Annotated in this window: 11 protein-coding genes; 6 read left to right on the forward strand and 5 right to left on the reverse strand. The window is 58.2% G+C overall.

The features are described from left to right. Positions 1-63 precede the first annotated feature (63 nt). From topA to EE949_RS23345, 3 genes are all read left to right on the forward strand, one after another. Positions 64-2,673, forward strand: coding sequence for a type I DNA topoisomerase (topA, locus tag EE949_RS23335; RefSeq protein ID WP_122666445.1), 2,610 nt, complete (start codon positions 64-66; stop codon positions 2,671-2,673). A gap of 311 nt (positions 2,674-2,984) precedes the next feature. Continuing rightward, positions 2,985-3,506: a DUF6586 family protein gene (locus tag EE949_RS23340; protein ID WP_122666627.1), complete on the forward strand. Its 522-nt coding sequence runs from the start codon at positions 2,985-2,987 to the stop codon at positions 3,504-3,506. Between the two features lie 78 nt (positions 3,507-3,584). Further along, positions 3,585-3,818, forward strand: a complete 234-nt coding sequence (locus tag EE949_RS23345; RefSeq protein WP_122666446.1) for a hypothetical protein — start codon at positions 3,585-3,587, stop codon at positions 3,816-3,818. A gap of 18 nt (positions 3,819-3,836) precedes the next feature. Here the strand turns inward: EE949_RS23345 and sulA are convergent, their stop codons facing one another. Continuing rightward, the gene (gene sulA / locus EE949_RS23350; protein ID WP_122666447.1) at positions 3,837-4,307 is read right to left on the reverse strand and encodes an SOS-induced cell division inhibitor SulA; all 471 of its coding nucleotides are present in this window, start codon (positions 4,305-4,307) and stop codon (positions 3,837-3,839) included. Positions 4,308-4,316: 9 nt separating this feature from the next. Further along, positions 4,317-4,925 (reverse strand): transcriptional repressor LexA, encoded by a 609-nt coding sequence (gene lexA, locus EE949_RS23355; RefSeq protein WP_122666448.1) that lies wholly within the window; start codon positions 4,923-4,925, stop codon positions 4,317-4,319. 247 nt (positions 4,926-5,172) lie between these two features. Here lexA and EE949_RS23360 point away from each other — a divergent pair, with 247 nt between their 5' ends. The 3 genes from EE949_RS23360 (at position 5,173) to EE949_RS23370 (ending at position 7,723) form a co-directional block, all read left to right on the forward strand. Further along, the gene (locus EE949_RS23360; RefSeq protein ID WP_122666449.1) at positions 5,173-5,889 is read left to right on the forward strand and encodes a TetR/AcrR family transcriptional regulator; all 717 of its coding nucleotides are present in this window, start codon (positions 5,173-5,175) and stop codon (positions 5,887-5,889) included. A gap of 86 nt (positions 5,890-5,975) precedes the next feature. After that, on the forward strand, positions 5,976-6,974 hold the full coding sequence (gene nagZ, locus EE949_RS23365) for a beta-N-acetylhexosaminidase (protein WP_205504742.1): 999 nt from the start codon (positions 5,976-5,978) through the stop codon (positions 6,972-6,974). 8 nt (positions 6,975-6,982) lie between these two features. Beyond that, positions 6,983-7,723 (forward strand): S-methyl-5'-thioinosine phosphorylase, encoded by a 741-nt coding sequence (locus EE949_RS23370; RefSeq protein ID WP_122666451.1) that lies wholly within the window; start codon positions 6,983-6,985, stop codon positions 7,721-7,723. Positions 7,724-7,911: 188 nt separating this feature from the next. Here the strand turns inward: EE949_RS23370 and EE949_RS23375 are convergent, their stop codons facing one another. The 3 genes from EE949_RS23375 to mfd form a co-directional block, all read right to left on the reverse strand. After that, the gene (locus EE949_RS23375; protein WP_122666452.1) at positions 7,912-10,653 is read right to left on the reverse strand and encodes a DEAD/DEAH box helicase; all 2,742 of its coding nucleotides are present in this window, start codon (positions 10,651-10,653) and stop codon (positions 7,912-7,914) included. A gap of 71 nt (positions 10,654-10,724) precedes the next feature. Continuing rightward, on the reverse strand, positions 10,725-11,249 hold the full coding sequence (locus EE949_RS23380) for a CsiV family protein (RefSeq protein ID WP_122666453.1): 525 nt from the start codon (positions 11,247-11,249) through the stop codon (positions 10,725-10,727). 11 nt (positions 11,250-11,260) lie between these two features. Beyond that, positions 11,261-14,710 (reverse strand): transcription-repair coupling factor, encoded by a 3,450-nt coding sequence (mfd, locus tag EE949_RS23385; protein WP_122666454.1) that lies wholly within the window; start codon positions 14,708-14,710, stop codon positions 11,261-11,263. Between the last annotated feature and the right edge of the window lie 19 nt (positions 14,711-14,729).

Below are 14,729 nucleotides of genomic sequence, written 5' to 3' on the forward strand. Positions count from 1 at the left end.
ATAGCGGGGCCTTGACAGGTTCCAACCGTCTTTCATTTTCAGTATTCAGGAATTTTCTGATCCATGGGCAAATCGCTGGTCATCGTGGAATCCCCGGCTAAGGCCAAGACCATCAACAAGTACTTGGGCAACCAATACGTGGTGAAGTCGAGTATCGGCCATATCCGAGACCTGCCCACCAGCGGTTCGGCTAGCGCCAATAAAGAACCCGTCAAGCGTGGCAAGGCTGCTGCTGGCGAAGGTCCGGTGCTCACGCCGAAAGAAAAGGCGAAGAAGCAGCTGGTAGCGCGCATGGGCGTCGATCCGGATCACGGCTGGAAAGCCAAGTACGAAATCCTTCCCGGTAAAGAGAAGGTGATCGAAGAGCTGCGTCGCCTCGCCAAAGATGCTGACACCATCTATCTCGCGACGGACTTGGACCGCGAGGGGGAAGCCATTGCCTGGCACCTGCGCGAAGCCATTGGTGGGGATGACAGCCGCTACAAGCGCGTGGTGTTTAACGAAATCACCAAGAAAGCCATTCAGGAAGCGTTCTCCAAACCGGGCGAGCTGGACATCGACCGCGTCAACGCCCAGCAGGCGCGTCGTTTCCTCGATCGCGTCGTGGGTTATATGGTTTCGCCGCTGCTGTGGCAGAAGATTGCTCGTGGCTTGTCCGCCGGGCGTGTGCAGTCGGTTGCCGTGAAGCTGGTCGTAGAGCGTGAGCGCGAGATCCGTGCGTTCAATCCTGAAGAGTATTGGGAAGTGCACGCTGACCTGGGCACTGCTAAGGGCGCCAACGTGCGTTTCGAAGTTGCCCGGGAGAACGGCGAAGCGTTCAAGCCGCTGAACGAAGCCCAGGCGATGGCTGCTCTGGAGAAGCTCAAAGCTTCCAGCTACAGCATCGCCAAGCGCGAAGACAAACCGACCAGCAGCAAGCCTTCGGCTCCGTTCATCACGTCTACTCTGCAACAGGCTGCCAGTAACCGCCTGGGCTTCGGCGTGAAGAAAACCATGATGATGGCCCAGCGTCTGTATGAGGCGGGTTACATCACGTATATGCGTACCGATTCGACCAATCTTTCCGCTGATGCGGTGAGCATGGCCCGCGATTACATCGAAGCCGAGTTCGGCAAGAAGTACCTGCCGGAATCGCCGAACGTCTACAGCAGCAAGGAAGGCGCACAAGAGGCTCACGAAGCGATTCGTCCTTCCGACGTCAACACGCATCCGAGCAAGCTGAGTGGCATGGAACGCGATGCTGAGCGCCTGTACGAGCTGATTTGGCGCCAATTCGTAGCCTGCCAGATGCCTCCGGCGCAATACCTGTCGACCACCGTCAGCGTAGCGGCCGGGACCTTCGAACTGCGCGCCAAGGGCCGTATCCTGAAGTTCGACGGTTATACCCGTGCCTTGCCGCAAATGACCAAGCCGGGCGATGACGACGTGCTGCCAGACATGGCTCAGGGCGAAACCCTCAAGCTGATCAAACTGGACCCCAGTCAACATTTCACCAAGCCGCCTGCGCGTTACTCCGAGGCGAGCCTGGTGAAGGAAATGGAAAAACGCGGTATTGGTCGTCCTTCGACCTATGCGGCGATCATCTCGACCATCCAGGATCGTGGCTACGTAGCGCTGCACAACCGCCGTTTCTATTCAGAAAAAATGGGCGACATCGTTACCGAGCGCCTGTCCGAGAGCTTCTCCAACCTGATGGACTACGGCTTTACCGCAGGCATGGAAGAGAATCTCGATGACGTGGCTCAAGGTGAGCGCGACTGGAAGAACGTGCTCGACGAGTTCTATGGCGACTTCCGCAAAAAACTGGAAGTGGCTGAGGCTCCAGACAGTGGCATGCGTGCCAACGAGCCGGTAATGACTGACATTCCGTGCAAGGTATGCGGCCGTCCGATGCAGATACGTACTGCGTCCACCGGTGTATTCCTTGGCTGCTCGGGTTACAGCCTGCCGCCGAAAGAACGCTGCAAAGCCACTGTTAATCTGACGCCTGGCGATGAAATCGCTGAAGATGACGAAGGCGAGTCCGAGTCGCGGGTACTGCTTGGCAAGCATCGCTGCCACATTTGCAGTACGGCAATGGACGCTTACCTGCTGGATGAGAAGCACAAGCTGCACATCTGCGGTAATAACCCGGACTGCGTTGGCTTTGAGGTGGAAGAGGGTAACTACCGCATCAAGGGTTACGAAGGTCCGAGCCTTGAGTGCGACAAGTGCGGCAGCGAGATGCAGCTCAAGACGGGCCGCTTCGGCAAGTTCTTTGGTTGCACCAACCCGGAGTGCAAGAACACCCGCAAGCTGCTCAAGAGCGGTGATGCAGCTCCACCGAAGATGGATCCGGTGAAGATGCCTGAGCTCAAGTGCGACAAGGTCGATGACACGTACATTTTGCGTGACGGCGCATCCGGGTTGTTCCTCGCGGCCAGTCAGTTCCCTAAAAACCGTGAGACACGCGCGCCACTGGTTCTGGAAATTGCCCCGCACAAGGACGAGATCGATCCGAAGTATCACTTCCTCTGTGAAGCACCGCAGAAAGATCCTGACGGTCGCCCGACGGTAATCCGTTACAGCCGCAAGACCAAAGAGCAATATGTTCAGACTGAAGTGGAAGGCAAGCCAACCGGCTGGAAAGCGTTCTTCGACGGTAAAGCATGGAAGGTTGAAGACAAGCGTTGATTTAACGCCTGACTGAACCCGAAGCCCTCGGTATGCTGGTCGTACCGGGGGCTTTGTTGTTAAAGCGCAAGCGCGCTTGAGCTTTTGTCAGAATATGCATAACTATCTGCATTCATAAGACACTTGTGGGGCCGGATTCATCCGGGAAGAAGCCATTACGGCCACCACGTTATCGTCTTCAGGAATGCCGCCTTCCCGGATGAAACCGGTCCCACAGGTTCGATGTTTGCCGCGAGACAGCGATACATGGGGCAAAGGGTTTGTTTCTACAGGAAATGCATTCAATGTTCATCGCTACGGAGGATGCCGCCATGGCCCACGAGCTTTATACCCGCACCAACCAGAAGATTTATTTCGCCGGGCTTGCCCTGGAGTCCATGGGTAAGGCGCAGGAAGGCCGGGCCATGAATGCGCAGGCGTTGTTACAAGCGGAGCGCGAGTCGGCGTTGTTCCATCTATATGGTGCCTTGCTGGGCTTGTGCCATGAGATTGCCGGCTACTACCGTCTGCCGCAGGCCAACGCGCCGCGCGCGGAAATGCTCCTGACGCAGGAGGTGCTGGAGGCATTGGCGATCCCGGAAATGGCCGAGCTGGTCGAGTTGGCTCAACACCGTGAAACCTGGCTGGCTCGGTTGCTTGCAGCCTATAACGCCTTGTTCGAGCCGCCTCGTGCGCCGAAAAAAGTTAAAGGCGATGTAACACAGCCGCTCATCGTGGCGGTCAATCTCGATGAAGAACCTGAGCCCGAATTGACCCGCGAGGAGCTGGAAAGCTGGCGTCAGCAACTCAAGGGGCTGGCGATTCGCTTCCGCGAAGGGCTGAGTGAGTGCTGATGAAATGCGTTGATGGATGGGCTAGGGACTGAGTCGACAGGCTGCTACAATGCCGGCCTTTCGTGGAGTATTGCCCTGATGCCAACATCGTTTCTTGAAATTGTGGAACTGCCTGACGGCCGTATCGAGCTGCGTCGTGCTGACGATGAAGGATCATTGGTAACGCTGGATTTCTCGGCAGATGCCAAAGAGTTCCTGCAAGGGCAGCACGTAGAGATCGCCAAGGCAATGTTGAGTGTTGGCGTGCAGATGGCGGGTCGACTGGCTGAAGGCGAGCTGGAAAAAGATGCCGGCCCGCGAGTTCTTCACTGAGTCGCCAGTCCAGGCAACCTAGCCCAGACGAATGTTCAGGCTCTGCGCATCCCCAAGTTTCGCCGCGCTGATCAGCTGTTGACGCAATCCTGTACTGATCGGGTTGATCCAGCTGACGACGGTATGACTGCGACCCAGTCGCAGCGCCTCACGCGTTAGCTCAAATGCACTCTGAGTTCCGCGTGGCTGTAGCAACAGAATGCGCTCACGATTGAGCCCCGCATCACGTAACCAGCTTTGCGTCAGGCTGGAAGGTGGTGCAATCAGTGTCAGCCAGCGAGCATCGGAGTCCTGGCTCAACTCGCGAAGAATCGGCGCAAGCAGGTTCAAGCAGTTGCCCGCTGCGCCCCGCAATGACAGCTCACTGAAAACCTCAGGTTCATTGTTCCATGACGGTTCTGCTGCTTCTTTCAGCATTGGCGCAATAGGCTGCGCCAGGAATGCTTCGAACAGCGGTAGTTGTGATTGCGGAGCCTGGACGAACTGCATGATGTCTCCTCAGCGGCGGATAACGCCGACGCTCAAACCTTCGATAACCAGTTCCTGATCCTTCAGATTCACCTCGATAGGTGCGAAGTCCGGGTTTTCAGCAATCAACCAGACTTTGCTGCCTTCGCGCTTGAAGCGCTTGACCGTCACTTCATCGCCGATACGCGCTACCACGATCTGGCCATTGCGGGCCTCACGGGTGGTATGCACGGCGAGCAGATCGCCGTCGAGGATGCCGACATCTTTCATGCTCATGCCATGCACCCTTAACAGGTAATCGGCACTCGGATGGAAAAATGCAGGGTTGATGTTGCAGGACTCTTCAATGTGTTGCTGCGCCAGAATCGGTGCGCCAGCAGCCACTCGACCGATGACCGGCAGGCCGGTTTCTTCTGGCTTGGCTTCGAAGCCTGGAATACGAATGCCCCGTGACGCGCCGGGAGTCATCTCGATTGCGCCTTTACGCGCAAGTGCCTTCAGATGTTCTTCTGCGGCGTTAGGCGATTTGAAACCCAGTTCCTGAGCGATTTCGGCGCGGGTAGGCGGGTAGCCGTTGTCTTCAAGGCAGCGCTTGATGAATCCCAGAATTTCAGCTTGGCGTGGCGTCAGTTTAATCATGTTGATCGCTCTGTCTTTTTATACAGTGACTGGGATTATATACAGTACGCAGCGCTTGGCAATCGTCCTTTTGACCGACGGCGCCAGGGCGTCCGGCAGCAGCTGTGGAGCGATCACTACATGAATGGCTACAGCCCACGGTTTATATGGTTAAATACGCCGCTGTCAGGCTATACAGCGTCATGGGCTTGACAGATACATAGTCTGAAACGTATGTTTCAAACAAGTGTTTGTCAGGCAGAGAACCATGGCCCAGTCGGAAACAGTTGAACGCATTCTTGATGCTGCCGAGCAGTTGTTCGCGGAGAAAGGCTTCGCGGAAACCTCTTTGCGGCTGATTACCAGCAAGGCGTCGGTCAATCTTGCGGCAGTCAACTATCACTTCGGTTCCAAGAAGGCGTTGATCCAGGCTGTATTCTCCCGGTTCCTCGGGCCGTTCTGTATCAGCCTTGATCGTGAGCTGGAGAGGCGCCAGGCCAAGCCCGATCAGAAGCCGACTCTGGAAGAGCTGCTGGAGATGCTTGTTGAACAAGCTCTCGTTGTGCAGCCGCGCAGCAATAACGACCTGTCGATCTTCATGCGCCTGCTAGGTCTGGCGTTCAGTCAGAGCCAGGGTCATTTGCGCCGCTATCTGGAAGACATGTACGGCAAGGTGTTCCGCCGCTACATGGTGCTGGTCAATGAAGCTGCACCTCGGATTCCGCCTATCGAGCTGTTCTGGCGCGTGCATTTCATGCTGGGTGCTGCCGCGTTCAGCATGTCCGGCATCAAGGCACTGCGTGCAATCGCCGAAACAGACTTCGGCGTCAACACCTCGATTGAGCAGGTCATGCGCCTGATGGTGCCGTTTCTGGCCGCCGGCATGCGGGCGGAAACCGGTGTTACCGACACTGCGATGATTGCCGCGCAGCTCAAGCCGCGCACTAAAAGCAGCGCCACTGCGCCTGTTACCGCCAAGGCCTGACCGTTCGCGCATTGCGCCTGGCTCAATGATCAAGCACCATTGCCCGGATTGGTTATCGGCAATGGTGTTTTTTTATGAGTTCTGGCCTGCAAGGCTCTTTGATGGTGGATGTCGCGGGCACTTGGTTGACCGCCGAAGATCGCCAGTTTCTGCGTCAGCCCGAAGTGGGCGGCCTGATCATTTTCGCCCGCAATATCGAGCATCCTCGTCAGGTCCGTGAGTTAAGCGCGTCGATCCGCGCGGTGCGACCTGATTTGCTTCTGGCCGTGGACCAGGAGGGCGGTCGTGTTCAACGTTTACGGCAGGGGTTTGTGCGACTCCCAGCCATGCGTTCCATCGCTCACCACCCGCATGCCGAGGTACTGGCCGAGCATTGCGGTTGGCTGATGGCAACCGAGGTGTTGGCGGTTGGGCTGGACCTGAGTTTTGCTCCGGTACTCGATCTGGACTACCAGCGTAGCGCGGTCGTCGGTACGCGCTCTTTCGAAGGTGATCCGGAGCGCGCCGCGTTGCTGGCCGGTGCGTTCATTCGAGGCATGAACGCCGCGGGCATGGCTGCCACGGGCAAGCATTTTCCCGGTCATGGCTGGGCTGAGGCCGATTCTCATGTGGCGATACCCAATGATGAGCGAAGCCTGGAGCAGATTCGCGCCAATGATCTGGTGCCCTTTGCGCGGTTGAGTCAGCAACTGGCGGCTGTGATGCCCGCCCATGTGATTTATCCGCAAGTCGATCCACAGCCCGCAGGATTTTCCCGGCGCTGGCTGCAGGATATTTTGCGTGGCGAGCTCAAGTTCGACGGCGTGATTTTCAGCGATGACCTGTCCATGGCTGGTGCCCACGTGGTCGGCGATGCTGCCAGTCGTATTGAAGCAGCGTTGAGCGCTGGCTGCGACATGGGCCTTGTCTGTAATGATCGGGCGGCTGCGGAGCTGGCGTTGAGCGCAGCCCAGCGACTGAAGGTCAAGCCGTCACCGCGTATCGCCAAAATGCGCGGTCAGGCTTTTGCCAGCACCGAGTATCGTCAACACCCGCGCTGGCTTGCCGCGCTTCAAGCACTGCGCAACGCGCAACTGATCGATTAAGGATTTCCATGACTGTTTACGCGATTATCGGTGGTACGGGCCTGACTCAGCTTGAGGGCTTGAACATTCGTCAGTCCCTGCCGGTGAATACGCCCTATGGCGTTCCGTCTGGTGAGATTCAGATCGGTGACTATGCCGGTCGCGAGGTCATGTTCCTGGCTCGCCATGGCCATCCGCATCGCTTTCCGCCGCATCAGGTGAATTACCGGGCCAATATCTGGGCCCTGAAGCACGCTGGCGCCGAGGCAATTCTGGCGGTCAACGCGGTGGGCGGGATTCATCCTGCCATGGGCACAGGCCACTTCTGTGTGCCTCATGATCTGATTGACTACACCAGCGGCCGTCAGCATACGTTTTTCGCTGATGACCTTGAGCAGGTGACCCATATCGACTTCAGCTATCCCTATAGTGAAGCGTTACGCGGGCGATTGATTGACGCATTGGCGGCAGAGGGCTGTGAGTTCAGCGAGCGCGGTGTTTATGCCTGCACTCAAGGGCCGCGTCTTGAAACCGTAGCCGAGATCATCCGCCTTGAGCGTGATGGCTGCGACATCGTGGGCATGACCGGTATGCCGGAGGCTGCACTGGCTCGTGAGCTGGAGCTGGAATATGCCTGTCTGGCGCTGGTGGTGAATCCGGCAGCGGGCAAGTCGTCGGCGGTTATCACCATGGCCGAAATTGAACAGGCGCTGCATGACGGAATGGGGAAAGTGAAGGCGACCCTGGCGCGGGTGCTCGGCGCCGTTTGACAGGTTTCACTCTGTGGGAGCCGAGCTTGCTCGCGATGGCCTGATACACCGCAGCGTCTGAATCGCGGGCAAGCCCGGCTCCCACAGATATCGGCGATCCCTGTAGGAGCTGCCGAAGGCTGCGAAGGCGGTCTTTCTGACATACCGCCTTCGCAGCCTTCGGCAACTCCTACAGGGGCGTTATGTCCTTACTTCTTGCCCTTCTTCGCTTGTGCCGGTAACGGCGCGAACAATGCGGCAATGTCTTCGCTTCCCAGCTTCCAGTCACCCGTGACTCTGCCGTCCAGTACCCCAGACGCCAGCGCCGACTTCTCTTGCTGCAAACGCTGGATTTTTTCTTCCACCGTGCCGCGGGCAATCATCTTGTAGACGAATACCGGTTTGTCCTGACCGATGCGATAAGCGCGGTCAGTGGCCTGATTTTCGGCTGCCGGATTCCACCACGGATCGTAGTGGATCACGGTATCTGCTGCGGTCAGGTTCAGGCCGGTGCCGCCTGCCTTCAGACTGATCAGGAAAATCGGCAGCTTGCCCGCCTGGAACGCCTGCACCGGCGTGCGGCGATCGCGTGTCGAGCCGGTGAGCAAGGCGTACTCGATACCGCGCTGTTTCAATTCGGCTTCGATCAGGGTCAGCATCGAGGTGAATTGAGAGAACAGCAGGATCTTGCGTCCTTCCGAGAGCAGTTCTTCGAACATCTCCATCAGGCTTTGCAGTTTGGCCGAATTGCCCTGGCGCGGGTTGGCCGGGGCGCTGTTGACCAGGCGCAAGTCGCAACAGACCTGGCGCAGCTTGAGCAACGCCTCAAGGATGATGATCTGGCTGCGGGCTACGCCTTTGCGGGTGATCTCGTCGCGGACCTTCTTGTCCATGGCCAGACGCACGGTTTCGTATACATCCCGCTGAGCTTCATTGAGCTCGACCCAATGGATGATCTCGGTCTTGGGTGGCAGCTCGGTGGCGACCTGTTCCTTGGTGCGACGCAGCAGGAACGGTTTGATCCGCGCGTTCAAATGCTGAAGGCGCTCCATGTTGCCGTGCTTCTCGATGGGGTTACGGTAGTTGCTGTTGAATTCCTTGCTGCTCCCCAGCCAGCCCGGCATCAGGAAGTGAAACAGCGACCACAGTTCGCCCAGATGATTTTCCAGCGGCGTACCGCTAAGGCACAGGCGTTGTCGGGCATTCAGGCTGCGAGCAGCCTGTGCGGCTTTGCTGTTGGGATTCTTGATGTATTGCGCTTCATCGAGGATCAGCGTGTGCAGTTGCAGCTTCGCAAGCACTTCTTCGTCCCGAGGTAGGAGGGCATAAGTCGTCAGAATCAGGTCGTACTGGTTCAGATTGTCGAAGTCGGCGTGGCGATTGGCACCATACAGCGCCAGTACCCGCAATTGCGGCGTGAAGTTCTCGGCCTCGTCCAGCCAGTTGGGAATCAGGCTGGTAGGCATCACCGCCAGTGCGGGACGATCCAGACGTCCTGCCTGTTTCTCCATGAGCAGGTGCGCCAGGGTCTGCAGGGTTTTGCCCAGCCCCATGTCATCGGCCAATACGCCGCCGACTTCCAGCTCGCGCAGCGACTGCATCCAGCTCAGGCCTTCATGCTGATAGCCCCGCAAGGTAGCGTTGAGGCCCTCGGGCACGATGACCGGGGCGTCCTTGATGTTGGCAAGCCGGTCCCCGAACTGGCGCAGACGATCGCCGCCTTGCCAACTCAGGGGCAAGTCATCGAGCTGCCCGAGGCGCGTCGCGTCGGCGGTGTTCAAGCGCAACGAGTTGCTGCCTTCTTCGCGCCAATAGAAATCGCCCAAGGTGGCCAGCACCGGTTTCAGGCGACCATAGGGCAGGGCAATCTGCACCGGGCTGCCGCCATTTTGAGTGAAGTGGTTGAGCTGCACGAGCAATTGTTCGTCGTCACCGCGCTTGGCAATTCCAGCCGCACTCATCAATTCGGGGTGGCTGCGCAAAAGGTTGATCAGTATTGGCAACAGGCTCAGGCGTTCGCCGTTGACGATGATGCCCAGTTCCAGATCAAACCAGTCACGCTCGGCCTCTTCATCGATGACCGCGTACCAATCGTCCACGGGCGTCACGTCGAAGGCAAAGTCGTCAGTGATAACGATTTCCCAGCCTTGCTCTTCAAGGTGCGGCAGGTCGTTGAGCACGAAGTGCAGCCATGCCTTGTCGTTGGGCAGGTCGAACATGTCGCCAGCGGTGTCCGGCAGTGCTTTGCTCTGACGGGTTGCGACCCTGAAGCCCATATCCTGCAAGATCTGGCGTTGCTGTCGTTCCAGTTCGCCCTGGCGACGAATACGCAGGGTCTCGGTTTCCAGGTGTTCAATGATGTCGCTTTTCTGGTTAACCAGATCGCTGCCCAGCGAACTGACCAGAATGCTGACATTGGCCGTGCCGGTGGCGTAATGCTTACCGTAGCCAAAGGCAAGGGCGGCACGGTGCTGAATGTGGCGCTGCATACGGCCGTTGCGTGGCTCGTAAGCGCTGAACTCGACACTCGCCAGCATCAGGCGCGGATGCGGCTTGATGTCATCGACCAGTCGTTCAGGCAGGGCGGGCGCTTTTTCGACGCGAGGCGGTTGTATCGAAGGTGTCGTGTCCAACGCAGCCTGCAAGGCGTTGCGGTTCTGCGGCGCATGAAGGTAAAACAAGGCCGCCACACAATGCTTGCAGTTCTCGCGCACGGGGCACGTGCATTTGCAGCTCAGAGCATTGGCAAAACGTTGCGGATCCCTGAATTTCAGGGTCTGTGTATAGACCTCCGAACCTGAACCCCTGCACGTGGTGCGTGCCGAGTCGGGGTTGAGCTCCTCAAGCTGAATACGGCCTTCATGGGCATAGTCAAACCCCCGCTCAACGGTTCTACTGGTAAATAAATCTGTCCACGACCAAGCGAGGACCTTTTCAAGATTGGACGACACAGTTCAGGACAGCCCTACGCCGTAGCGATGCTCGAATGGGAAAAGAAGCACGTGTTGCGCTACTTGAATAATTACAGGGGCGATACTTTCACCAGCATGGCCAGACTTCCGTGGTCCATGTAGATCAGTTCGCCGTTTTTGACCCGGGTGGTCTGTTTCAGGCGTTCGCTGCTGGTCAGCACACCGTGGGCATCCAGTTGATTGACCCAGAAGTCTGCCGCGATATCAGTAAAGCGCGCAATGCCTATGCTCAAGGTGCCTTCAATCGGGAAGTGTGCCCACTGTTCTTCACCGCTGGTGACTGCAACCTTGCCCGGCTCGGCGCTCAGGTTCTGTTGCCAGGCGCGGTGCAGCAAAACTTGATACGTGCCGCTGGCGTTCAGCTTGTCGGCCAGGTCTTTCAAGGCAATGCCGCGCTCACTCTGCGCATCAATTTTCTGCGCGTTGGCAGCCCAGTGCTCAGGCGCGATCTGCCGCGTCGCAGCTGGCTCGCCTTGCTGGCGGAACAGGATCATTTCGACCTGAAAATTGCCATCGGCAAAGGCTGCTGGCGCGATCAGCGTCAGCAGCAGGATGAGTGAGTGAAGCACGCGCATTGATGAATCCTTCAAGTTTTCGGGGTCAGGCGCTCGAACAGCGCCTCAATGGTGTTAAAGCGTTCTTCCGGGCGCTCCATAGGCACCATGAATTTGAACAGCGTGGCACCTTCGAACTTATAACGGTTGGGTTGGCCCTGAATCAATTTAATCAGGGTCAGTGGATCAACCGGCGTGTCCGCAGCAAATTCGATACGCCCGCCCTGAGGACCTGCGTCGACCTTCTTGATGCCCAACTGCTCAGCCTGCAATTTGAGCAGGGTAATACGCACCAGGTGCTTGGTCGGCTCGGGTAACAGGCCGAAGCGATCGATCATCTCGACTTGCAGGTCTTTGAGGCTGTCCTCGTCAGCAGCATTAGCAATGCGCTTGTAGAGAATCAGGCGTGTATGTACATCCGGCAAATAGGCTTCCGGGATCAACGCAGGTACGCGCAGATTGATTTCCGGACCGCCGCCCAGAGGTTGGTCGAGGTTTGGCTGTTCGCCCTTGCGGATCGACTTCACTGCGCGCTCAAGCATCTCCATGTAGAGCGTGAAACCGACCGCCTGAATCTGCCCGCTCTGACCGTCGCCCAGCAGCTCACCCGCGCCGCGAATTTCCAGGTCGTTGGTGGCCAGGACGAACCCGGCACCCAGATCCTGAGTATTCGCGATCGCCTCCAGACGCTTTTCTGCATCCGGGGTGATTTGCTTGCGTGGCGGTGTCAGCAGATAGGCATAAGCCTGGTGGTGACTGCGTCCGACCCGGCCGCGCAACTGGTGCAATTGCGCCAGACCGAATTTGTCGGCGCGCTCGATGATGATGGTGTTGGCGCTCGGTACGTCGATACCGGTTTCGATAATGGTCGACGCGATCAGCACGTTGAAGCGTTTGTGATAGAAGTCGCTCATCACCTGTTCAAGTTCGCGCTCACGCATTTGCCCGTGGCCGATACCGATACGCGCTTCAGGCACCAGTTCGGCCAGATCTGCCGCGCATTTTTCGATGGTCTTCACATCGTTGTGCAGGTAGTAAACCTGTCCACCGCGCAGCAACTCGCGCAGCAAGGCTTCTTTGACCGTCGGCTTGTTCTGTTCCATGACAAAGGTGCGCACCGACAGGCGTCGAGCCGGTGGCGTGGCGATGATCGACAGGTCGCGCATGCCCGATACGGCCATGTTCAGCGTGCGCGGGATCGGCGTCGCTGTCAGGGTCAGAATATCGACTTCGCTGCGCAGCGCTTTGAGCTGTTCTTTCTGACGCACACCAAAGCGGTGTTCTTCGTCGATGATGACCAGCCCCAGATTCTTGATCTTGACGTCATCCTGCAGCAGCTTGTGGGTGCCGATGACGATGTCGATCTTGCCTTCTGCCAGGTCGGCAACCGCTGCGTTGACTTCCTTGGCCGATTTGAAGCGACTCATTACTTCGACGCTCACCGGCCAATCGGCAAAGCGGTCGCGGAAGCTGTTGTAGTGCTGTTGAGCGAGCAGGGTGGTCGGCACCAGAATCGCGACCTGACGACCGCCGTGCACGGCGATGAATGCGGCACGCATGGCCACTTCGGTCTTGCCGAAACCCACGTCGCCACAGACCAGGCGGTCCATGGGTTTTGGCGCGAGCATGTCGGCGCGCACGGCGTCGATGGTGGTTTGCTGGTCTGGCGTTTCTTCGAACGGAAAGCCCGCGCTGAACGTGGCGTAGTCGGCTTTGGGGTCGGCAAACGCGTAACCTTCGCGGGCGGCGCGGCGGGCATAAATATCAAGCAGCTCGGCGGCGACGTCGCGCACTTGTTCGGCGGCTTTGCGTTTGGCTTTCTGCCAGGTTTCCGAGCCCAGTCGGTGCAGCGGCGCCAGCGCGTCATCGCTGCCGGTGTAGCGCGCAATCAGATGCAGGTTGGCCACCGGGACGTACAGCTTGGCGTCCTCGGCGTAAGCCAGCATCAGAAACTCGGCGACCTGATTTTCAACTTCCAGCGTCGCCAGGCCCAGATAACGCCCCACGCCATGGTCGATGTGCACCACCGGTGCGCCTTCGCGCAGCTCGGTAAGGTTTTTGATCACTGCATCGTTATTGCCGCCGTCGGTGCGTTTCTCCCTGCGTCGACGCTGCATGACGCGCTGGCCAAACAACGGGCTTTCAGCGATCAGGGCGATAGCAGGCTTTTCGAGCAGCAGGCCGTCGTCAAGCGGCGCGATGGTGATCGACAGGCGATCCTTGCCCTCAACGAAATCATTCCAGCTGTCGACGGTTTTGGGTCGCAGCTTCAGGCGTTCGAGCAGCTCCAGCAACACTTCGCGGCGACCGGCCGATTCCGCGGTGAACAGAATGCGGCCGTCAAACTCTTCAATGAACTTCGACAGTGCTGCCAGCGGCTGATTGGCCTTGGCCTCAATGGCCAGCTCCGGCAGCAGGTGTGCCGGGAAACGCTCGCGGCCAACGCCGGTTTCGACGTCCTGCTGGCTCGCGACGACCCTTGGCCAGCTTTTAAGGCGGGCAAAGCAGTCTTCCACGGGCAGGAAAAGTTCAGCGGGAGGTAATAGAGGGCGTTCCGGGTCGACGCGGCGCTCTTCATAGCGGTTGCGTACGTCGTTCCAGAAGTTTTCGGCGGCCTGTTCAATGCCCGGCAGGGAGAAAACCTGTGTGTCCTGAGGCAGATAGTCGAACAGGGTCGAGGTTTCTTCAAAGAACAACGGCAGGTAATACTCGATACCGGCCGGTGTAATGCCACTGCTCAGGTCCTGAAAGATCGGGCTGCGGCGGAAATCTACATCGAAGCGTTCGCGAAAGCGCGCCTTGAAACGGGTGACTTCTTCCTTCTGCAGCGGGAATTCCCGTGCAGGCAACAGGCGCACCGACTCGACTTTATCGATGGAGCGCTGGTTTTCAGGATCGAAAGTGCGCAGCGTTTCAATTTCATCATCGAACAGGTCGATCCGGTACGGCAGTTTGCTGCCCATCGGGAACAGGTCGATGAGGTTGCCGCGTACAGTGAATTCGCCGTGCTCATAAACCGTATCGACGTAGCGATAACCGCTGGCTTCCAGGCGCGTGCGCATCGCTTCGATATCGAGTTTCTGGCCGATATCCAGCACCAGACTGCTGCCGAGCAGGAATTTGGTCGGTGCCAGTCTATGTAGGGCCGTGGTGATCGGCACTACCAGAACGCCATGGTCGAGCTCTGGCAAGCGATAGAGGCTCGCAATCCGCTGGGAAATGATGTCCTGGTGCGGCGAGAACAAATCGTAGGGCAGGGTTTCCCAGTCCGGGAAATGCAGCACCGGCAAGCTGGGCGCGAAGAACTTCAGCTCTTGCTCGAGTCGCTCGGCACTTTGGCTGTCGGCGGTCAAAAGCAGGGTGAAGCGCTTGGCTGCACTGGCTGCTTCGGCAATCGCCAGGCTCAGCGCGGCACCGGGAAGGTTGCCCCAGTGTTGTTTGCCTGCAGCGGCAGGGAGTAGCGGTAGGCGCAGAACAGGCACGGAAGATTGAGCTCCAAGC

The organism is Pseudomonas viridiflava, from assembly GCF_900602065.1.
GTDB lineage: Bacteria > Pseudomonadota > Gammaproteobacteria > Pseudomonadales > Pseudomonadaceae > Aquipseudomonas.

Excerpts from the sequence above, each read along its gene's own strand:
- topA (WP_122666445.1), top strand. The coding sequence starts at position 64 with ATGGGCAAATCGCTGGTCATCGTGGAATCCCCGGCTAAGGCCAAGACC.
- EE949_RS23340 (WP_122666627.1), top strand. The coding sequence starts at position 2,985 with ATGGCCCACGAGCTTTATACCCGCACCAACCAGAAGATTTATTTCGCC.
- EE949_RS23345 (WP_122666446.1), top strand. The coding sequence starts at position 3,585 with ATGCCAACATCGTTTCTTGAAATTGTGGAACTGCCTGACGGCCGTATC.
- sulA (WP_122666447.1), bottom strand. The coding sequence starts at position 4,307 with ATGCAGTTCGTCCAGGCTCCGCAATCACAACTACCGCTGTTCGAAGCA.
- lexA (WP_122666448.1), bottom strand. The coding sequence starts at position 4,925 with ATGATTAAACTGACGCCACGCCAAGCTGAAATTCTGGGATTCATCAAG.
- EE949_RS23360 (WP_122666449.1), top strand. The coding sequence starts at position 5,173 with ATGGCCCAGTCGGAAACAGTTGAACGCATTCTTGATGCTGCCGAGCAG.
- EE949_RS23370 (WP_122666451.1), top strand. The coding sequence starts at position 6,983 with ATGACTGTTTACGCGATTATCGGTGGTACGGGCCTGACTCAGCTTGAG.
- EE949_RS23380 (WP_122666453.1), bottom strand. The coding sequence starts at position 11,249 with ATGCGCGTGCTTCACTCACTCATCCTGCTGCTGACGCTGATCGCGCCA.